Genomic DNA, 19,511 nt, shown 5'->3' with positions numbered 1-19,511 from the left:
AGGACCGACGGCGGCCCTACGAATTCTCGTAGGGCCGCCGTCGACGTTCCGGCTCCTGCTTCTGCCCCTGCTCCCGCCCCAAGTCGGCCGGTATGGGCGCTCCTGACGGGCCGTCGCCCTCGCCTCCCGGTCCCCTCGGGCCCTCACTCCTGCCCGCGGGACCCCTCGCGGAGCGCCTGTACGGCGGTGACGACGAGGAAGCTGGCGGCGAGCACCGCGAAGAACAGGCCGACGGTGGCCGCGGTGCCGACACGGCCGGGCGGGAAGACGATCTGTCGCGCGATGTTCAGGCCCGCGATCGTGATGAGGTACATCCACCACGGAGCCCGGCGGTAGCGGTACATGGTGTGCGCCCTTCTTTTTCACACGGACGTATCGAAATCAATGTAACACGCGTGTGTGATAATCGCCGGGTGCCGAAGGTCGTGGATCACGAGGGGCGACGGGGGGAGCTGGCCCTCGCGCTGTGGCGCGTCGCGCTGCGCGACGGCTTCGACGCGGTGACCGTCCGCTCGGTGGCCCAGGAGTCCGGCTGGTCGGCCGGGGCGCTGCGGCACTACTTCCCGGACAAGACCCAGATGGTGCTGTTCGCCATCGACTTCGTGGTGGAGGCGGTACGGGAGCGGATCGGCCGGGCCAACGCGGCCGCCGGCGAGCTGTCGCTCGAGCTGGTCCAGGACCACCTGGAGCAGCTGCTGCCGCTGGACGACGAGCGCCGGCTGGAGTCGGAGGCCTGGTTCGCCCTGGTCGCCCTCGCGCACCGCGACCCCTCGGCGGCCCGACGCCGCGCCGAGGTCGATGACCTGATCCGCGACTCGGTGGAGAGCGCCGTGGCCGCCCTGGAGGAGCTGGACGCCCTCGGCGCGGGCCGCACCCGGGCGACGGAGACGACACGGCTGCACGCCCTGCTGGACGGCATGGTGCTCCAGCTCCTGGCCCACCCGCCCCGGCTGACCCCCGCCCAGGCCCGCGCCGTCCTCACCCGCCACCTGTCAGACCTGCGCACCTGAGACCCGCCCGGCCCCCCGCCGCGCCCGCCCTCCGAACGCACCGCCGCGCCCCCGCGCGGCGGGTTCGGTGGGGTGGTCAACTGCGATCGTTTTTAAGCATGATGAGGCTGACCGGTCGTCTGATTACGCTGTTCGGTGGATAGACTTCATCGATTGCAGACTTGTCACCGCTGGCGCGGACGCGTGGCCGAGGAGGGGCGAGAACATGGCACAGGCCAAGAAGATCACCATGTATGCACTGGTGCTCTTCATCCTGTACACGATCATCGACCAGCCCGCCCGAGCAGCCGACCTCGTACAGGTGGGGTTCGTCGGCATATCCAACGCTGCCAAGAGCATCGGGCAGTTCATGCACGACCTGGCCAACTGACCGGCCAGTCCGCAAAGGTGGGAAGGGGTTCCATGATCCGGCATCTGGTGCTGTTCAAGCTCAACGAGGGCGTCGACCGCGACGAGCCGCGGGTCGTCGCCGGCGCGAAGGCGTTCGCCGAGCTGGGCGCCAGGATCTCCGAGGTCGTGTCCTGGGAGTGCGGCTGGAACGTCTCCGAGCGGCCGATCGCCTACGACTTCGCGATCAACTCCTCCGTCGCCGACACCGACGCACTGGAGCGCTACCTCGCCCACCCGGCGCACCAGGAGGCCGTCGCGCCCTGGGGCGAGTTCGCCACCTGGGTGATCGCCGACTACGAGATCTGAGGGACGCCCCGCCGGCCCGCCGCCCCTCCTGGCACGCCCGGCACGTCCGCCGTTCGACCCCGCCCCCCGCGCCTCACGGCGCCGGGGGCTTTGTCGTGCGCCCGGCACCCGTACGCCCGTGCGACCGCGTTCGTACAACACGGCAATATACGGTGCTTGCGCAACCTGGACATGAATTGTGATGCTATGTCTGCTTTTCCCAGTTTTTGCCAGCTTCTCCGGCTTTCGCGGCGGGGGCCGCCACCGCTCGTGCGCGCGCCCCGGATGCCGCCGATGCTCGGCTCGCGTGGACCGATAAGGGGTGTGGTGTGCCGGTGTCGGCCCGTACGGCGTCAACAGCCTATCCGCGTGGCAGGACGCGGGCGCCGAACAGCAACGCGGCGGACGCGCGGGCGCTGACCCAGGTGCTCTTCGAGCAGATCGCCGAGTTGGAGCCGGGCACGCCGGAGCACGCCCGGGTGCGGGCCGCACTCATCGAGGTCAACCTGCCGCTGGTGCGCTACGCCGCGGCCCGCTTCCGCAGCCGCAACGAGCCGATGGAGGACGTGGTCCAGGTCGGCACCATCGGCCTGATCAACGCCATCGACCGGTTCGATCCGGAGCGCGGCGTGCAGTTCCCGACGTTCGCGATGCCCACCGTGGTCGGCGAGATCAAACGTTACTTCAGGGACAACGTGCGGACCGTGCACGTCCCGCGGCGGCTGCACGAGCTGTGGGTCCAGGTGAGCGGGGCCATCGAGGACCTGACCGTGCTGCACGGCCGCTCCCCCACCACCGCCGAGATCGCCGAGCGGCTGAAGCTGTCCGAGGACGAGGTGCTCGCCTGCCTGGAGGCCGGCCGCGCGTACCACGCCACCTCACTGGAGGCCGCCCAGGAAGGCGACGGCGCCCCCGGCCTGCTGGACCGGCTCGGCTACGAGGATCCGGCGCTGTCCGGCGTCGAGCACCGCGACCTGGTGCGCCATCTGCTGGTCCAACTCCCCGAGCGGGAGCGGCGGATCCTGCTGCTGCGCTACTTCGGCAACCTGACGCAGTCGCAGATCAGCGCCGAACTCGGCGTCTCCCAGATGCACGTGTCCCGGCTGCTCTCCCGCAGCTTCGCCCGGCTGAGGTCCGCAAACCAGCTCGAATCGTAGCCCTCCGGGATTAGGCCACCTGCAAAGATATGTCGACATGGCGCTACAGCGTGTTGCCGACATGTGACATTCTGCGGATACCGCGTTTGTCGCGGGCGGACCTCCGGTATTCCAGAGGAGGAACAACCGTCGCTCGCGACACCCGTCCGCGACCTCAAGGGGGTGGCATGTCCGTACAGGTGGGCAGTCCCAAGGTGCTCCGTACCGACGCAAGCGCACCGCACGACGCTCTTCACGGCGAGGCCATCGACACCCGTACGCTGTCCCGTTCGCTGTTCCTGCGGCTGGCGGAACTGCCGGTGGACAGCCCGGAGCGCACCTACGTGCGCGACACGCTGATCGAGCTGAACCTGCCCCTTGTGCGGTACGCCGCCGCCCGATTCCGCAGCCGGAACGAGCCGATGGAGGACATCGTCCAGGTCGGCACCATCGGCCTGATCAAGGCGATCGACCGGTTCGACTGCGAACGCGGCGTGGAGTTCCCGACGTTCGCGATGCCCACCATCGTCGGCGAGGTCAAGCGCTTCTTCCGCGACACCTCGTGGTCGGTGCGGGTGCCGCGGCGCCTGCAGGAGCTGCGGCTGGCACTGACCAAGGCGAGCGACGAGCTGGCGCAGCGCCTCGACCGCTCCCCGACGGTTGCCGAACTGGCCACCTGCCTGGGGGTGTCCGAGGAGGACGTGGTGGACGGCCTGGCCGTCGGCAACGCCTACACCGCCAGCTCGCTGGACTCCCCGCCCCCGGAGGACGACGGCGGCGAGGGCTCGCTGGCCGACCGGCTGGGCTACGAGGACACCGCGCTGGAGGGCGTGGAGTACCGCGAGTCCCTCAAGCCGCTGCTGGCCCAACTGCCCTCCCGCGAGCGGCAGATCATCATGCTGCGGTTCTTCGCCAACATGACCCAGTCGCAGATCGGCGAGGAGGTCGGCATCTCCCAGATGCACGTCTCCCGCCTGCTGACCCGCACGCTGGCGCAACTACGTGAGGGCCTCACCTCGGAGGGCTGACGCACGAGCTCCCGGAGTGGCCGGTCGAGGAACGAGGCCGACCGCGAAGGGAACGAGCAGAAAGACCGACCGAAGGACGCACGGGCTGACGCGCAGGCCGACGGCGAGGAGCGGTCGGCCTCGGCTCGCGGTGAGGCGGGGCCTTACTTGAGTGCGAGGGCGACCACTCCGATGATCACGACCAGCGCGACGACCACGCCGATCACCAGTCCGGTACGGCTGCGGGACTCCGCACGCTGCACCTCGGCAGTCGCCGGCCGCTCATCCACGAAGGCGCGAAACATCTGCGTGCTGCCCGCGGGGTCGTAGTTGTTGTCAGGGTTCGGGGTGTGGTTCGCCATGCCGCCTGACCCTAGCGTGTCAGCGGAATACCCGGCACCCCCCTGGTGTTGCGGTGACCCATGGCACGCATCGGCAACTCTGATCTCGACGTATTCCCCCTCGCCCTCGGCGGCAACGTCTTCGGCTGGACGGCGGACGAGGCCCAGTCCTTCGCCGTCCTCGACGCCTACACGGCGGCCGGCGGCGACTTCATCGATACCGCGGACACCTACTCGGCCTGGGTCGACGGCAACTCCGGCGGCGAGTCCGAGACCGTCATCGGGCGCTGGCTGGCCCGCCGCGGCAGACGCGACGACGTCATCGTCGCCACCAAGGTGGGCGCCCACCCGGACTTCAAGGGCCTCAAGGCCGCGACGATCAAGAAGGCCGCGGAGGCGTCGCTGCGCCGCCTGGGCACCGACCACATCGACCTCTACTACTCGCACTTCGACGACCTGGACACCCCGGTCGAGGAGATCGTCACGGCCCTGGACGCGCTGGTGAAGGAGGGCAAGGTGCGGGCGCTGGGCGCCTCGAACATCTCGCCCGAGCGGCTGGCCGCGTCCCTGGACTTCGCCGAGCGCGAGGGCCTGACCCGCTACGAGATCCTCCAGCCGCACTACAACCTGGTCGAGCGCGGCCACTACGAGGGCCCGCTCGCCGACCTGGTCGCGGCCCGCGGCCTGTCCGCGGCCCCTTACTACGGCCTGGCGGCCGGCTTCCTCACCGGCAAGTACCGGCCGGGCGCCGCGAGCGTCGGCAGCGCGCGGGAGTACCGGGCCGCGACGTACCTGGAGCAGGAGCGGGGCCCGAAGGTACTGGCGGCGCTGGACGAGGTGGCCGCCGCGCACGGCGCCGAGGTGGCGACGGTGGCGCTGGCGTGGCTCGCCGCCCAGCCGACCGTGGTGGCGCCGATCGCCAGCGCCCGCACGGTGGAGCAGCTGCCGGCGCTGGTCGCCGCCGCCGGGCTCAAGCTCGGCCCGGAGGAGGTCGCGGCCCTCTCGGCCGCCGCAGCGTAGCCCGCGGCACCGTTTTCGTCCTGACTCATCCGGCTCGTCCCGCTGAGACGAACCCCACCCGGTGTGGGGTTCGTCTCAGCGGACCCACAGCAAGTGGCGTATGCATGCATTTTCCCCTACGGTTGCTTTAGGCAACTAACATGGAGGTGTGCGAGGCCAGTGGCGTCGATACGGACCCAGAGCGACCCGAGCGGGACACCGGCGCACGCCGGTGACGCTCCCATGTCGCACCGGCAGATCATGGAGGCACTGTCCGGCCTCATCCTCGGACTCTTCGTGGCGATCCTGTCGTCCACGATCGTCTCCAACGCGCTCCCACGGATCCTCGCCGACATCGGTGGTGGCCAGAGCGCGTACACCTGGGTCGTCACCGCCTCGCTCCTCGCGGTCACCGCGACCACCCCGATCTGGGGCAAGCTCTCCGACCTGTTCAGCAAGAAGCTGCTGATCCAGCTCGCGCTGGTGATCTACGTGGTCGGCTCGGTCGTGGCCGGCTTCTCGACCAGCCCGGGCATGCTGATCGCCTGCCGCCTGGTCCAGGGCGTCGGCGCGGGCGGCCTGTCCGCGCTCACCCAGGTGATCATGGCCGCGATGATCTCGCCGCGGCAGCGCGGCCGGTACAGCGGCTACCTCGGCGCGGCCTTCGCGGTCGCCACCGTCGGCGGCCCGCTGATCGGCGGCGTCATCGTCGACTCGGCGCTCGGCTGGCGCTGGTGCTTCTACGTCGGCGTGCCGTTCGCCGTCATCGCGCTCATCGTCCTGCAGAAGACGCTGCACCTGCCCGTGGTGAAGCGGCAGGTGAAGATCGACTGGGCCGGCGCGTTCTTCATCACCGCCGCCGTGTCGCTGCTGATGATCTGGGTCTCGCTCGGCGGCCAGAACTTCGCCTGGATGTCCTGGCAGACCTTCGTGATGGTGCCGGCGGCCCTGGTGCTCGGCGCGATCTTCCTGTTCATCGAGACGCGCGCCGCCGAGCCGATCGTGCCGCTGCGGCTGTTCCGCAACGCCACCATCACTCTGACCTCGCTGGCCAGCCTGTTCGTCGGCGTCGCGATGTTCGCCGGCACCGTCTTCCTCAGCCAGTACTTCCAGCTGGCCCGCGGCAAGACCCCGACGATGTCCGGGCTGATGACCATCCCGCTGATCGCCGGGCTGTTCCTGGCGTCGCTGTTCAGCGGACGGGTCATCACCCGCACCGGCCGGTGGAAGGGCTTCCTGGTGGGCGGCGGGCTGCTCGTCACCGCGGGCGCCGGCACGCTGGGCATGATCCGCGCGAACACCCCGTACGCCGAAGTCGCCGTCTACATGGCCCTGCTGGGCCTCGGCATCGGCATGATGATGCAGAACCTGGTGCTCGCCGTGCAGAACCAGGTGTCTGCGGCCGACCTCGGCGCCGCCAGCTCCCTGGTCACCTTCTTCCGGTCCCTGGGCGGCGCGATCGGCGTCAGCGCGCTGGGCGCGGTGCTCGGCAACCGGGTCACCCACTTCGTCACGCAGGGCCTGGCGGCCCTGCACGTGAAGAACGCGGGTGGCGCCGAGGGCGGCATCCCGGACGTGGCGACGCTGCCCGCGCCGGTGCGGGGTGTGGTCGAGGGCGCCTACGGGCACGGAGTCGGCGACGTGTTCCTCTACGCGGCCCCGTTCGCGCTGATCGCCTTCCTGCTGGTGCTGTTCGTCAAGGAAGTTGCCTTGCACAACCGAAGCGGTTTGCAGCAGGCCACGGCGGGTACAGGCCGTTCGGCCGATGACGTCGCGGGGGCGGCGGTCGGCGAGAAGTAAAGGATTCCCGGCCGTCGGCCTGTTCCCGCAGCGGAGAGGTCCAGGCAGGCGGTTCGGGAGGAGGGTCCTGGCGGCAGCCGAGGCAGGGGACGGCCGAGGCCGGCCGCCGGGGCCCGTACGTACCGCGCCGCGCGAGGTTCGCGTGGCGCGGTTCCGTTTGCTCCGGTGGGACCGGTCCGCTTCGTGCGGGTCCGCTCGGCGCGGGGCGGGTCCGCTCGGCGCGGGGCGGGTCCGCTCGGCGCGGGGCGGGTCCGCTCGGCGCGGGGCGGGTCCGCTCGGCGCGGGGCGGGTCCGCTTGGCGCGGGGCGGAGGGGGCCGGTGCCTTCCCCGTGGCGCGGGGGCGCGGACGTAGGGTGCGGTTATGGCTCCCAACATCGCCACGAACACGAGCGTCGACCTCGACGCACTCCTCGACTTCGTCCGGCCGCGGCACCGGGCGATCCTGCTCACCACCCGGGCGGACGGCCGACCGCAGGGCTCCCCGCTGACGTGCGGCGTCGACGACTCCGGGCGGATCGTCGTCTCGACGTACCCCGAGCGGGCCAAGACGCGGAACGCGCGGCGTGATCCGCGGGCCAGCGTGATCGTCCTGTCGGACGAGTGGAACGGGCCGTGGGTCCAGGTCGACGGCGTCGCCGAGGTGCTGGACGTTCCCGAGTCGGTCGAGCCGCTCGTGGAGTACTTCCGCAACATTTCCGGGGAGCACCCGGACTGGGACGAGTATCGCGAGGCGATGGTGCGGCAGGGGAAGTCCCTGATTCGGATCACGCCGGAGCGGTGGGGGCCCATTGCGACGGGTGGGTTCCCGGCGCGGCTCGCCTGAGTCCCCGGCTCCGCCTGAGGTGGACCGAGGTGCGGCTTCCGGGGTGCCCCCGGCCGTGCTTTCCCGTCCAACGGTTCGCTGTGGTTGTTCGCGCTGGGGGACCCCGCGCCCCTGGCGGCTTCCGGGGTGCCCCCTGGCCGCCGTGGCCGTCTGCCGGTCTCGTCCCGCCTGAGCGCGCAGTTCCCCGCGCCCCTGGCGGTGCACCTTCGGTGGGTGGGGTCGGGGCCGCCACGGGAGTATCTCCTCGGAACTGTGCGTGCACCTTTTCCGTGAAGTGGCCCGGGCGCATGCACAGTTCCTGCGGGGACACTCCCGCACCGTCCCCTCCCAGCCCGGCCCCCGTCTGCGGGAGGAATGGGCCTGGGCTTCCCTGCCCACCGGGCGCACCCATGGGGGCGCGGGGTCCCCCAGCGCTTCGCCTGGGAGGTGCCCCCAGCGCGACCAGCCACAGCGGACCGTCCGACGGCAACGCACCCCCGGGGGCACCCCGGATTCCCGCCCCGCAGGGGCGATGCTCCAGGAGCGCGGGGAACTCCGCGCCCAGCCACCCACGCACGTCGCAGACGGCAAACCACCAGGCGGGGCAGCCCAGTTGCCGCAGGGGCGCGGGGTCCCCCAGCGCTTCGCCTGGGAGGTGCCCCCAGCGCGACCAGCCACGACGGCGCAGCACCCGGCAACGGCGGCCCGGGGGCACCCCGGATTCCCGCCCCGCAGGGGCGATGCTCCAGGAGCGCGGGGAACTCCGCGGCCAGCCACAACGCACGCCGCAGACGGCAAACCACCAGGCGGGGCACCCCAGTTGCCGCAGGGGCGCGGGCGGGGAACTTCGCGACGAGGTAGGACGAAGCCCTCGTGCGGCAACGCGCAGCGAGGGGCTCAACCCGGCGAGGGAAGTGCTTCCAGGCGGTCCTCGTCGGCGGCACCGGCTCCTACGACTACAAGCGCAGGACGCCGAGGAGTCCTGACCCCCGACCGGAAAGGGGGAACCCCCGCGCGGAGGGGGGGAGTTCCGCGCGGGGGGCGATTGGGGGCGTCAGGACTTGGGCTGCGTCAGGTCGTAGACCGTGGTGGAGCCGACCGTCTTGGCGGTGTAGTGGGCCTCCACCCAGGTGGAGATCTGGGAAGCGGTGCCGGAGCCGCCCATGCCGCCGCCACCGCCGAAGCCGCCACCACCGATGAAGTAGTGGATGCGCCCGTCGGCGACGTACTTCTGGAACTGCGCCAACGTCGGTGACGGGTCACTGCCGTTGAAGCCGCCGATCGACATCACCGGCTTCTGCGCGGCGAGTTGGTAGCTCGCCTGGTTCTGCGAGCCGATCGCCGCCGCGACCCACGTGTACTTGCCGGCGTTCGCCTTCAGCAGCGCGGTCATCTGGGAGCTGACCTTGGCGCCGTCGAGCAGGCCGCCCATGCCGCCGCCTCCGCCGCCGCCGAAGCCGCGCATCTCGCCGAGCCCGCCCTGGGCCTGGTTGCCCTGGCCCTGGCCGTTGGTCTGGCCGTTGCCGTTGGTCTGGCCGTTGCCCTGGCCCTTGCTGGTGCCGCCGCCGGGCATCCCCGGGAAGCCGTTCTGCCCGCCCTGCGGCATCTGTCCCTGCGGGAACTGCCCCTGTCCGGTGGTGCCACCGGTCGTGCCGCCCGGGAACTGGGGCATCCCCTGGCCGCCGAAGCCGCGCCCGCCACCGGGAGCGCCTCCGCGGCCGCCGCCCGGGAAGCCGCCCATGCCGCCCTGGACGGACGGTCCTGCCGTGACGATCGAGCCGCTGTGGCCGGTGCTGACCGTGTCCAGGGTGTAGGCGACCGGGCCGCCGAGCGCCGCCGCCAGTCCGGCCACGGCCGCGACCGTGCCGACGCGGGCCACCGTACGTCCGGGCCACGCGGCGGCGAGGAGGCCGAGGGCCGCAGCCAGGCCGGCGACGACCACGGCGGTGCGCAGCCACGGGTGCCAGCCCGACGACCGGCCGAGCAGTTCGGCCGACCACAGGCTCGTGCCCAGCACGCCGACGGCCAGGGTGCCGGCGGCCGCCCAGTGGTCGCGCCGCTGCCACAGCACGCTCGCGCCCATGCCGACCAGCGCCGCGATGTAGGGCGCGAGGGCGATGTTGTAGTACTGGTGGAAGATCCCGGACATGAAGCTGAAGGTCGCGAAGGTCATCAGCAGGGCGCCGCCCCAGAGCAGGAACGCGGCCCGCGCGGTGTCCGCGCGGCGGGCCCGCCGGGTGACGACCAGGCCGGCGACCAGGGCCAGGAAGGCCGCGGGCAGCAGCCAGGCGATCTGGCCGCCCATGTCGGCCTCGAAGAGGCGGCCGATGCCGGTCTGCCCCCACTGGCCGCCGCCGCCCGGCCCTCCGCCGCCGCCGACACTGCCGGTCTCGTTGCCGGTGATGCGGCCGAAGCCGTTGTAGCCGAAGGTCAGCGACAGGAAGCTGTCGTCCTGCGAGCCGCCGATGTACGGGCGGGACGACGCGGGCCACAGCTCGACGATCGCCACCCACCAGCCGCCGGCCAGCACCATCGCCAGGCCCGCGTACAGCAGTTGGAGCAGGCGGCGGCGCACCGGGGTGGGCGCGCACACCGCGTAGACGACGGCGAGCGGCGGCACGATCAGCCAGGCCTGCAGGGTCTTGGTGAGGAAGGCGAGGCCGAAGACCGCGCCGGCCACCACCAGCCAGCGGGTGCGGGCGCCCTCCAGCGCGCGCAGCACGCAGTAGACGGCGGTGACCATCAGCAGCGCGAGCAGCGCGTCGGGGTTGTTGAAGCGGAACATCAGCGCGGCGACCGGCGTGACCGCGAGCACGGTCCCGGCCAGCAGGCCCGCGCCGACGCCGAACCGGCGGCGGACCGCCGCGTACAGCACGCCGACGGTGGCCACGCCCATCAGGGCCTCGGGCACCAGGATCTGCCACGAGCCGAGCCCGAACACCCGGACCGACAGCGCCATCGGCCACAGGGCGGCCGGCGGCTTGTCCACGGTGATCGCGTTCGCCGCGTCCGAGGAGCCGAAGAAGAACGCCTTCCAGCTCTGGCTGCCGGCCTGGACGGCCGCGGAGTAGAAGGAGTTGGCGTAGCCGGACGCGCTCAGGTCCCACAGGTAGAGCACGAGGGTGCCGACGAGCAGGCCGAGGAACGCCGGCCTGGCCCACGCCGGGTCCTCCGGCCGCCCGCGCCACAGCCGGGCCGCGCGCGAGGCGGGCCGCGCCGGGGCGGCCGCCTCGGGCCCGTCGAGGGCGGGCGCGTCGGGCACGGGCGTGTGGAAGGTCTGCGCCGGCAGGTTCCCGGGGGGCGGGAGATTGCTCGGCGGAGGCGGGGTGTTGCTCGGCGCGGTCATCGCGCACTCCTCAGATCGGGGGCGGTTTCGTGGGGGGCCGCGGGAGTCTGGTCGGGAACGGGTTCGTGGATGACGGGTTCGTGCAGGGCCGGTTCCTGGACGGCGGGTTCCGACGCCGCCGGCGTCCGGTCGGGGAACACCCAGGCGCGGAAGAGCAGGAACCGCAGGATCGTCGCCGCGAGGTTGGCGGCGATCAGCGCGGCCAGTTCGGTGCCGTGCCCGGGGTGGGCGCTGGCCGCGTGGACGGCCGCCAGCGAGCCGCTGGTCAGGGCCAGGCCGATGCCGAACACGACCAGGCCCTGGGCCTGGTGGCGGACGGCCCGGTCCCGGCCGCGCACCCCGAAGGTCAGGCGCCGGTTGGCCGCGGTGTTGCCGAGCGCGGACACCAGCAGCGCGAGGGCGTTCGCGGGCTGCGCGCCCATGCCCAGCCGGAACAGCATGTACAGCGCGAGGTACACCAGGGTGCTCAACGCGCCGACCACGCAGAATCCGACGAGCTGGCGGGCGAGCCCCGGGGGCACGTCGGGCAGGTCGCGGTCGCGCGGGTCGTCGCCGAAGGGGCGGCGCAGCCGGTCCAGGGCGAGCCGGCCGGTGGCCAGCGCCCGCCCGACCCGCCACACGCCGCGCAGGTCGTCGGTGGCGGTGCGCACGATGTCGACGCTGCTGTCGGGGTCGTCGACCCAGTCGACCGGCACCTCGTGGATGCGCAGTCCGGCGCGTTCGGCGAGCACCAGCATCTCGGTGTCGAAGAACCATCCGCTGTCCTCGACCATGGGCAGCAGCCGCTGCGCGACGTCCCCCCTGATGGCCTTGAAGCCGCACTGGGCGTCGGAGAACCGGGCGGCGAGCGAGCCGCGCAGGATCAGGTTGTACGTGCGGGAGATGAACTCCCGCTTGGCGCCGCGCACCACGCGCGAGGACCGGGCGAGCCGGGAGCCGATGGCCAGGTCGGAGTGGCCGGAGATGAGCGGTGCGACCAGCGGCAGCAGCGCGTTGAGGTCGGTGGACAGGTCGACGTCCATGTACGCGAGGACGGGTGCGTCGGACGCCGTCCACACCGTGCGCAGCGCGCGTCCGCGGCCCTTCTGCTCCAGCCGGAAGTACTCGACCTCCGGGAGCTCCGCGGCCAGGGATCTGGCGACCGCGGGGGTCAGGTCGGTACTCGCGTTGTCGGCGACGGTGATCCGGAACGGGTAGGGGAAGGTGCCCGACAGGTGTGCGTGCAGGCGGCGCACGCAGGGCTCCAGGTCGTCCTCCTCGTTGTACACGGGGATGACGACGTCGAGCACGGGTGCGCCGGCTGCGTGGTCAGGGGCTGCGGCCGTGACCGGCAGATGCTGCCGGGCGGGCAGGTTGCCGAGTGGGGTTCGCATGGTTCGACCCTCGGCAACCGCCCTGTCATGACGATGTGGCGAAGCTTGGCACCGGCTGTGAGTGCGCGGGCGGCAGAGTGACGCTGAACACGGTGCGTCCCGGGGCGCTGTCGACGGTCACGCTGCCGCCGTGCGCGGCGACCACGGAGTGGACGATCGCCAGCCCGAGACCGGTGCTGCCGGCGTTCCGGGAACGCGAGGCGTCACCGCGGGCGAACCGCTCGAACACCCGCCGCCGCAGCTCGTCGGGGATGCCGGGGCCGTCGTCCTCGACCTGCAGCAGCACGCCGCCGCGGGGCGGCCGGGCGACCCGCGCGGTCACGGTGGTGCCCGGCGGGGTGTGGGTGCGGGCGTTGGCGAGCAGGTTCGTCAGCACCTGGTGGAGGCGCTGGGCGTCGCCGTGCACGCAGGCCGGCCGGTCGGGCAGGTCCAGGCGCCAGTGGTGGTCGTGCCCGGCGGCGCGGGCGTCGCTGACCGCGTCGACCACCAGCGGCGACAGGTCGGTCTCGGTGAGGCTGAGCGGGCGGCCGGCGTCCAGCCGGGCGAGCAGCAGCAGGTCCTCCACGAGCGTCGTCATCCGGCCGGCCTCGGACTCGATACGGCCGAGCGCGTGCCGGGTGTCGGGGCCGGTCGACTCCCGCCCGCGGCGGGTGAGTTCGGCGTAGCCGCGGATGGACGCCAGCGGGGTGCGCAGCTCGTGGCTGGCGTCGGCGACGAACTGCCGCACCCGCATCTCGCTCTCCTGGCGGGCGTGCAGGGCCGAACCGACGTGCCCCAGCATGCGGTTGAGGGCCGCGCCGACCTCGCCGACCTCGGTGCGCGGGTCGGCGTCGCCGTCCGGGACGCGTTCGAGCAGCGCCACCTCGCCGCGGTGCAGCGGGAGTTCGGAGACGCGGGTGGCGGTCGCGGCGAGCCGGCGCAGCGGTTCCAGGGCGATCCGCATGAGGGCCGCGCCGGCCAGGCCCGCGGCGACCAGGCCCGCGGCGGTCACCGACACCTCCACCCACATCAGGGTGGACAGGGTGTCCTCGACGCCCGCGGTGGTCATGCCGACGATCACGGTGGTGCCGTCGGAGGACGGCAGCGCGGACTCCACCCGGTAGGTGCCCAGATCCGGAATGTGCAGCGTGTGCGGCTTCCCGTCGCGCGGCACGCCGGCGAACGACGACGCCTGCGCCTGGGTGAGGTCCTTGGGGACGAGCTGGCCGCTGCTGGAGTTGGTGGCGCTGACCGCGGCCTGGCTGACGGTCCCGGTCGCGGTGACGATCGCGCCGACCGTCTCGCCCTCCTGGCCGCCGCCGGCGAGGAACGCGAACGGCAGGCCCGAGGCGTGGTACGGATCGGGCGGCGGGGCCTGGTCGGGGCGGTGCGGGCCGGAGGCGCGCATGGCCACGTCCTGGACCTTGGAGTCCAGCTGCCCGTACAGGAAGTCGTGGAGGGCGAATATCGTCACCGCGCCGATCACCGAGCACACCACGGCGACCAGCGCCACGCAGGACGCGACCAGGCGGCGGCGCAGCGACCAGCGGCGCCGGGGCCCGGGCCGCGTCCCGGTCACGCAGGTTCTCCCGGCTTGATCAGGTAGCCGGCGCCGCGCCGGGTGTGGATCATCGGCGAGCGGCCGGCGTCGATCTTGCGCCGCAGGTAGGAGATGTACAGCTCGACGACGTTGGCCTGGCCGCCGAAGTCGTAGCTCCACACGCGGTCCAGTATCTGCGCCTTGCTGAGCACCCGGCGCGGGTTGCGCATCAGGTAGCGCAGCAGCTCGAACTCGGTGGCCGTCAGGTGGATGTTGTCCCCGCCGCGGCTGACCTCGTGGCTGTCCTCGTTGAGCACGAGGTCGCCGACGACCAGCATCGACTCGTTGCGCACCGCGGCGGCGCCGGAGCGGCGCAGCAGGCCGCGCAGCCGGGCCACGACCTCCTCCAGGCTGAACGGCTTGGTGACGTAGTCGTCACCGCCCGCGGTCAGGCCGGCGATGCGGTCCTCGACGGCGTCCTTCGCGGTCAGGAACAGCACCGGCACGTCCGGGGTCTCCCGGCGGAGCCTGGCCAGCACCTCCAGCCCGTCCATGTCCGGCAGCATCACGTCGAGCACGACCGCGTCGGGCCGGGCCTCGCGGGCCGCGCGCAGGGCGGAGGAGCCGTCGGACTCGGTGCGGACCTGCCAGCCCTCGTAGCGCAGCGCCATCGAGAGCAGGTCGGCCAGCGGCGCCTCGTCGTCGACGACGAGCACCCGCACGGGGGAGCCGTCGGGACGGGCCAGCTCGCCCGCGGGGGCCGGAACGGCCGCGGTCTCGGCGGCGCCCGCCGAGGTGATCGGGGTCATCGGAGAGGTGGTAGCCATGCCGACCACCCTGTGGGCCCGCTATGAAAGGAGTCTTGGCCGTTTCTGTGAATCGTCTGAGAATCCGGTCGGAGGGCCCCGGGCAGACCCGGTCGCCCGCTGTCCGCCGTCCGCCGTGATCACCGTCCACCATCGGGCGGTCGGATCCGGTCACACCCGGTCGGCTGGGGTCACGGGCGGGGGAGAAGCGGTCTGCGGGACCCGCGGGACGTCACCCGGGCGTACGTTCCTGGCCATGGCTGGAGGGGCCGGCAGGACCGAAGGTGCCGGCGGGACGGCCGGCGCCGGCAGGGCCGGCGGGGCCGGCGGAGCACGCACGCCCCGGGCGGTCGCGGTCGAGCGGCTCGCCCCGGGCGATCACGCCTGCCTGCCGTCCGACGGACCCGAGGGGCGGTGGGCGCTGCGCGCCGCCTTCGCGGCCGCCGGGCTGGCCCGCGGGGAGCGCGTGCTGCTGTTCCCCGGCGCGGGCACCGATCCGGCGCACACCCTGGAGCGGCTCGCCGCGCACGGCCTGCCGGCCCGGCAGGCGGCGGCCGACGGCCGTCTCGCGGTGATCCGCGACTTCCCCGGCTACGACCCGGTGCGCGGCTTCGAGCCCGAGGTCCGCACCGGCTACCTGGTACGGGCCGCGGAGGTCGCCAGGGCCCGCGGCTTCACCGGGCTGCGGGCGGCCGGCGACATGGAGTGGGCGACCGGGCCGGACGTGGACGCCGCGGCGCTGGCCGACTACGAGCGGAGCCTGACCCCGCTGTTCGCCGAGCTCGGCTTCACCGGGCTGTGCGAGTACGACCGCCGGGCGTTCCCCGCGCGGGTGCTGGATCCGCTGCTGCACACGCACCCGCTGTCGGTGGTCCCGGTGCCGGGCGCGCTGCACGCGGTGCGCGACGGCGACGTGCTGCGGCTGGCCGGTGACGCGGACCTGGCCACCCGCACCGTCTTCGAACTGGCCGTCCGGGAACCGGGCCTGGCCCTGATCGACCTGACGGGTCTGGCCTTCCTCGACGCGCACTGCGCCCGCGAACTCGTCCGGCTGGGCGCGCCTGCGGCCGGCGTCCCGGCGGGGCCGTCGCTGCAGTGCACGGGGGCGCAGGCGCGGCTGCTGAGGATGTGCGGGATGCACTCCGACCAGGGCGTCGGAGCGCTCGTCGTCAGAGGTGAGGGGTAGCCCCACAGCGGCGACCCTTTGTGTGATTGGATGCGCGGGCCCGTGCCTGTGCGCCGCGCCCTCCCGTGTCATCGAGGAGGCCGCCGCGGCCCAGGGGGGACGCGGGCCACTTTCACCAGGGGACTCAAGAGGGGGGTTTCGTTGGCGACTTCGGAAAGGGACCGCGTGGTGGGCGCCACCACGCGGTTCCACAGACTCAGACGCGCCCGGCGGCGCGGGCTGGCGCTCGCCGTCACGGCCGCGGTGACCGCGGGACTCATCGGCGTGGGCGTCGCGCAGGCGCAGGCGAGCGAGACGACCGGTTCGGTCGACACCCTGCGGACCGGATGGGACAAGAGCGAGCCGGACCTCGGCCCGTCGGACGTGCGCTCCTCGTCCTTCGGGCAGCTGTGGAAGGCTCCCACGCAGCTCGACGGGCAGATCTACGCCCAGCCCGTCGTGGTCGGCGGCACGGTCGTGGCCGTCACCGAGAACAACAACGCGTACGGCCTGGACCGCACCACCGGGGCCGTGCTGTGGCAGCGCAGCTTCGGGCCGGCCTGGCCCGCGTCCACGCTCAACTGCGGCGACCTCACCCCGACCATCGGCAGCACCGCGGCGCCGGTGTACGACCCGGCCAGCGGCGCGGTCTACCTCACCACCAAGGTCGACGACGGCCCGAACCCGCTGAGCCCGCACTGGTACATGCACGCGCTCGACCCGGTCACCGGCGCGGAGAAGTCCGGCTTCCCGGTGACCATCCACGGCACCCCGTCGAACGACCCGTCGCAGGCGTTCCTGCCCGCGTACGAGATGCAGCGGCCGGGTCTGCTGCTGCTCGACGGCGTGGTGTACGCGGGCTTCGGCGGGCACTGCGACGCCCAGCCCTACCGCGGCTACGTCGTCGGCGTCAGCACCACCAACCCGTCGGTGACGTCGATGTGGGCGACGGAGACCGGCGCCAGCAACAGCGGCGCCGGCATCTGGCAGGCCGGCGGCGGGCTCGTCTCGGACGGGCCCGGCCGGATCTTCCTGGCCACCGGCAACGGCGTCAGCCCGGCGCCCGGCCCCGGCAGCGCGCCCCCCGGCACGCTCGCGGAGTCCGTGGTCCGGCTGCAGGTGCAGGCCGACCGGAGCCTGAAGGCGGCCGACTTCTTCAGCCCGGTCGACGCGCCGACCCTCGACCAGCGGGACACCGACCTGGGCTCCGGCGGCCCGGTCGGCCTGCCGGACAGCTTCGGCACGCCCTCCCACCCGCACCTGATGGTGCAGCAGGGCAAGGACGGCCGGGTCTTCCTGCTGGACCGCGACGCCCTCGGCGGCCGCGCCCAGGGCGCCGGCGGGACCGACGGCGTGGTGGGCACCACCGGGCCGCTCAAGGGCCAGTGGGGCCACCCCGGGGTCTGGGGCGGCGACGGCGGCTACGTCTACCTCGTCGGCAACGGCGGCTCCCTGGTGGCGCTGCGCCGCGGCGTCACGGGCTCCGGCAACCCGGCGCTGTCCGTCGCCGGATCCAGCCAGGACTCCTTCCCGTACACCAGCGGCTCGCCCGTGGTGACGTCCGACGGGACGCGGTCGGGCAGCGCCCTGGTGTGGGTGGTCTGGTCCGGCGGCCCGACCGGCGTGAACGCCCAACTGCGCGCCTACAACGCGGTTCCCGACGCGAACGGCGTGCTGCCGCTGGTGTGGTCCGCGCCGATCGGCACCGCCCCGAAGTTCGCCACCCCGGCCACCGACGGCGGGCAGGTGTTCACCGGCACCCGCGACGGCCGCGTCTACGCGTTCGGCAACCCGGTGGGCAGCCCGCTCAAGGCCGGCCCGGTCGACTTCGGGCCCGTTCCGGTGGGCACCTCGGTGAGCACCGACGTCGTCCTGACCGAGAACCAGAACCCGTCGCGCTCCCTCGCCGTCAAGAGCGTGACGGTGGACGGCCCGTTCACCGCCGACACCTCGGCCCTGCCGTCGAGCGTGCCGGCCGGCGGGCAGCTGACGGTCCCTGTCTCGTTCACCCCCGCAGCCGTGCTGGGTGCGAGCGGGACGCTCACCGTCACCACCGACGCCGGGACGTTCGCGCTGAGCCTGCACGGCGTCGGCACCAAGGCCGGTCTGGCCGCGTTCCCCGGCACGGTGGCGTTCGACAACCAGCCGACGGGCACCAGCGCCTCCATGAACGTCCAGCTGACGAACACCGGCACGGACCCTGAGGTCATCACCTCCGTCACCGCGCCCGGCGGGCCGTTCACCGCGGCCAACCTGCCGAGCGCGGACACCGCGAACCCGACGGTGATCCCCGCTCAGGGCTCGATCGTCGTGCAGGTCGGTTACGCGCCGACGGGCACCGGCACGTCCACCTCGCAGATCACCCTGAGCAGCACCAGCGGCCCGCTCACCATCCCGATCAAGGGCAGCGCGATCAGCGGCTCGGGCCACCTGGTGTTCAGCCCGACGACCCTGGCGTTCGGCACGGTCGTCCGCGGCACGTCGGCGACCCGGACCTTCACCATCACCAACACCGGGAACATCCCCGTCACCATCACCAAGGCGAAGGCGCCGGCGGGCGCGTTCAGCAGCGCCGACCCGCTCCCCGAGGGCCTGGTCATCGGCCCCGAGCAGAGCATCCGGCAGTCGGTGACCTTCGCCCCGGCCACGAGCGGCAGCCAGTCGTCCAGCTACGAGGTCACCGGGGACGCCGGGCAGGGCGCGCAGCTGGAGAAGCTCACCGGCACCGGCGTGCCGTCGCCGTCGCTGGTGGGGACGCTGCTGGCCCGGGACTCCTCGGGCACCCTGTGGCAGTACCACGGCACGGGCATGCCCACCCCGCCGCTGGACGCGCGCTCGGCCATCGGCGGCGGCTGGAACACCTACAGCCTCATCACCTCGGTGAGCCGTGAGCGGGCGGACGGCACCGGCACCGCCGTCGGCCGCGACAGCAAGGGCGTGCTGTGGTTCTACCAGCAGACCGGCTCCCCGAAGGCGCCGTTCGCGGCGCGCACGCAGGTCGGGCCGGGCTGGAACGTCTACAACGCGATCGTCGGGACCGGCGACCTGACCGGCGACGGCAAGGCCGACCTCGTCGCCCGCGACGCCAAGGGCCAGCTCTGGCTCTACCGCGGCACGGGGAACGCCACCGCGCCGTTCGCCACCCGCACCCTCATCGGGGCCGGCTGGAACATGTTCACGACCCTGGTGGGCAGCGGCGATCTGACGGGTGACGGCAAGGCCGACCTCGTCGCCCGCGACGCCAAGGGCCAGCTCTGGCTCTACCGCGGCACGGGGAACGCCACCGCGCCGTTCGCCACCCGCACCCTCATCGGGGCCGGCTGGAACATGTTCACGGCTCTGGCCGCGACCGGCGACGTGACGGGCGACGGCAGGGCCGACCTCGTCGGCCGGGACAGCAAGGGCGGCCTGTGGCTCTACCAGGGCACGGGCAGCGCCACGGCGCCGTTCGCCGCCCGCACCTCGGTCGGCCCGGGCTGGAACACCTACAACGCGCTGATCTGAGCGCGCCGTTGCGGGGGGAGTCCGATGT

General features: G+C 72.9%; 16 protein-coding genes. 10 read left to right on the top strand and 6 right to left on the bottom strand.

The genetic code is table 11. From position 1 onward, the window contains the following. Nucleotides 1-143: 143 nt before the first annotated feature. Nucleotides 144-344, bottom strand: a complete 201-nt coding sequence (locus ACH4TG_RS05770; protein ID WP_398240888.1) for a hypothetical protein — start codon at nt 342-344, stop codon at nt 144-146. Nucleotides 345-413: 69 nt separating this feature from the next. On the opposite strand from ACH4TG_RS05770, the gene ACH4TG_RS05765 reads away from it, so the two are divergent. The 5 genes from ACH4TG_RS05765 (at nt 414) to ACH4TG_RS05745 (ending at nt 3,849) form a co-directional block, all read left to right on the top strand. Further along, nucleotides 414-1,010: a TetR/AcrR family transcriptional regulator gene (locus tag ACH4TG_RS05765; protein ID WP_398240887.1), complete on the top strand. Its 597-nt coding sequence runs from the start codon at nt 414-416 to the stop codon at nt 1,008-1,010. Between the two features lie 229 nt (nt 1,011-1,239). Further along, nucleotides 1,240-1,380: a hypothetical protein gene (locus ACH4TG_RS05760; RefSeq protein WP_398241206.1), complete on the top strand. Its 141-nt coding sequence runs from the start codon at nt 1,240-1,242 to the stop codon at nt 1,378-1,380. A 32-nt stretch (nt 1,381-1,412) separates the two neighbouring features. Further along, nucleotides 1,413-1,706: a Dabb family protein gene (locus ACH4TG_RS05755; RefSeq protein ID WP_398240886.1), complete on the top strand. Its 294-nt coding sequence runs from the start codon at nt 1,413-1,415 to the stop codon at nt 1,704-1,706. Nucleotides 1,707-2,014: 308 nt separating this feature from the next. Then, nucleotides 2,015-2,842, top strand: a complete 828-nt coding sequence (locus ACH4TG_RS05750; protein WP_398240885.1) for an RNA polymerase sigma factor SigF — start codon at nt 2,015-2,017, stop codon at nt 2,840-2,842. A gap of 167 nt (nt 2,843-3,009) precedes the next feature. Beyond that, nucleotides 3,010-3,849, top strand: coding sequence for an RNA polymerase sigma factor SigF (locus ACH4TG_RS05745; RefSeq protein ID WP_398240884.1), 840 nt, complete (start codon nt 3,010-3,012; stop codon nt 3,847-3,849). 143 nt (nt 3,850-3,992) lie between these two features. Here ACH4TG_RS05745 and ACH4TG_RS05740 read toward each other — a convergent pair whose 3' ends face one another. Then, nucleotides 3,993-4,190, bottom strand: a complete 198-nt coding sequence (locus ACH4TG_RS05740; protein ID WP_398240883.1) for a hypothetical protein — start codon at nt 4,188-4,190, stop codon at nt 3,993-3,995. Between the two features lie 60 nt (nt 4,191-4,250). Between ACH4TG_RS05740 and ACH4TG_RS05735 the strand changes: the two genes are divergently transcribed. The 3 genes from ACH4TG_RS05735 (at nt 4,251) to ACH4TG_RS05725 (ending at nt 7,791) form a co-directional block, all read left to right on the top strand. Next, nucleotides 4,251-5,189: an aldo/keto reductase gene (locus ACH4TG_RS05735; protein ID WP_398240882.1), complete on the top strand. Its 939-nt coding sequence runs from the start codon at nt 4,251-4,253 to the stop codon at nt 5,187-5,189. 222 nt (nt 5,190-5,411) lie between these two features. Continuing rightward, nucleotides 5,412-6,968, top strand: coding sequence for an MDR family MFS transporter (locus ACH4TG_RS05730; RefSeq protein ID WP_398240881.1), 1,557 nt, complete (start codon nt 5,412-5,414; stop codon nt 6,966-6,968). Between the two features lie 361 nt (nt 6,969-7,329). Further along, nucleotides 7,330-7,791, top strand: a complete 462-nt coding sequence (locus ACH4TG_RS05725; protein ID WP_398240880.1) for a PPOX class F420-dependent oxidoreductase — start codon at nt 7,330-7,332, stop codon at nt 7,789-7,791. Nucleotides 7,792-8,824: 1,033 nt separating this feature from the next. On the opposite strand, the gene ACH4TG_RS05720 is transcribed toward ACH4TG_RS05725, so the two are convergent. Genes ACH4TG_RS05720 through ACH4TG_RS05705 form a run of 4 tightly spaced genes read right to left on the bottom strand, consistent with a single transcriptional unit; the run spans nt 8,825 to nt 14,817 of the window. Beyond that, entirely contained in the window at nt 8,825-11,116 is a 2,292-nt protein-coding gene (locus ACH4TG_RS05720) for an ArnT family glycosyltransferase (RefSeq protein ID WP_398240879.1), read from the bottom strand. Continuing rightward, on the bottom strand, nt 11,113-12,489 hold the full coding sequence (locus ACH4TG_RS05715; RefSeq protein WP_398240878.1) for a glycosyltransferase: 1,377 nt from the start codon (nt 12,487-12,489) through the stop codon (nt 11,113-11,115). The genes ACH4TG_RS05720 and ACH4TG_RS05715 overlap by 4 nt, the downstream gene beginning before the upstream one ends. A gap of 25 nt (nt 12,490-12,514) precedes the next feature. Further along, nucleotides 12,515-14,047, bottom strand: a complete 1,533-nt coding sequence (locus ACH4TG_RS05710; RefSeq protein WP_398240877.1) for an ATP-binding protein — start codon at nt 14,045-14,047, stop codon at nt 12,515-12,517. Beyond that, a complete protein-coding gene (locus ACH4TG_RS05705; protein WP_398241191.1) occupies nt 14,044-14,817 on the bottom strand; it encodes a response regulator transcription factor in 774 nt (257 codons plus the stop codon). Before ACH4TG_RS05705 ends, ACH4TG_RS05710 begins: the two co-directional genes overlap by 4 nt. Nucleotides 14,818-15,070: 253 nt before the next feature. Here ACH4TG_RS05705 and ACH4TG_RS05700 point away from each other — a divergent pair, with 253 nt between their 5' ends. Next, nucleotides 15,071-16,000 (top strand): MEDS domain-containing protein, encoded by a 930-nt coding sequence (locus ACH4TG_RS05700; RefSeq protein WP_398240876.1) that lies wholly within the window; start codon nt 15,071-15,073, stop codon nt 15,998-16,000. A 168-nt stretch (nt 16,001-16,168) separates the two neighbouring features. Continuing rightward, a complete protein-coding gene (locus ACH4TG_RS05695; protein ID WP_398240875.1) occupies nt 16,169-19,483 on the top strand; it encodes a choice-of-anchor D domain-containing protein in 3,315 nt (1,104 codons plus the stop codon). Nucleotides 19,484-19,511: the final 28 nt, after the last annotated feature.

This window comes from Streptomyces sp. NPDC020917 (assembly GCF_044333795.1).
In the GTDB taxonomy this organism is placed as follows: domain Bacteria; phylum Actinomycetota; class Actinomycetes; order Streptomycetales; family Streptomycetaceae; genus Actinacidiphila.
Note: the sequence above shows the minus strand (reverse complement) of the source record. Positions and strands in the feature narration are given on the sequence as shown.

Bases quoted from the DNA above. Each gene is read 5' to 3' on its own strand.
- ACH4TG_RS05770 (WP_398240888.1), bottom strand. From the start codon at position 344: ATGTACCGCTACCGCCGGGCTCCGTGGTGGATGTACCTCATCACGATC.
- ACH4TG_RS05760 (WP_398241206.1), top strand. From the start codon at position 1,240: ATGTATGCACTGGTGCTCTTCATCCTGTACACGATCATCGACCAGCCC.
- ACH4TG_RS05755 (WP_398240886.1), top strand. From the start codon at position 1,413: ATGATCCGGCATCTGGTGCTGTTCAAGCTCAACGAGGGCGTCGACCGC.
- ACH4TG_RS05745 (WP_398240884.1), top strand. From the start codon at position 3,010: ATGTCCGTACAGGTGGGCAGTCCCAAGGTGCTCCGTACCGACGCAAGC.
- ACH4TG_RS05740 (WP_398240883.1), bottom strand. From the start codon at position 4,190: ATGGCGAACCACACCCCGAACCCTGACAACAACTACGACCCCGCGGGC.
- ACH4TG_RS05735 (WP_398240882.1), top strand. From the start codon at position 4,251: ATGGCACGCATCGGCAACTCTGATCTCGACGTATTCCCCCTCGCCCTC.
- ACH4TG_RS05730 (WP_398240881.1), top strand. From the start codon at position 5,412: ATGTCGCACCGGCAGATCATGGAGGCACTGTCCGGCCTCATCCTCGGA.
- ACH4TG_RS05725 (WP_398240880.1), top strand. From the start codon at position 7,330: ATGGCTCCCAACATCGCCACGAACACGAGCGTCGACCTCGACGCACTC.
- ACH4TG_RS05720 (WP_398240879.1), bottom strand. From the start codon at position 11,116: ATGACCGCGCCGAGCAACACCCCGCCTCCGCCGAGCAATCTCCCGCCC.
- ACH4TG_RS05715 (WP_398240878.1), bottom strand. From the start codon at position 12,489: ATGCGAACCCCACTCGGCAACCTGCCCGCCCGGCAGCATCTGCCGGTC.
- ACH4TG_RS05705 (WP_398241191.1), bottom strand. From the start codon at position 14,817: ATGACCCCGATCACCTCGGCGGGCGCCGCCGAGACCGCGGCCGTTCCG.
- ACH4TG_RS05700 (WP_398240876.1), top strand. From the start codon at position 15,071: ATGGCTGGAGGGGCCGGCAGGACCGAAGGTGCCGGCGGGACGGCCGGC.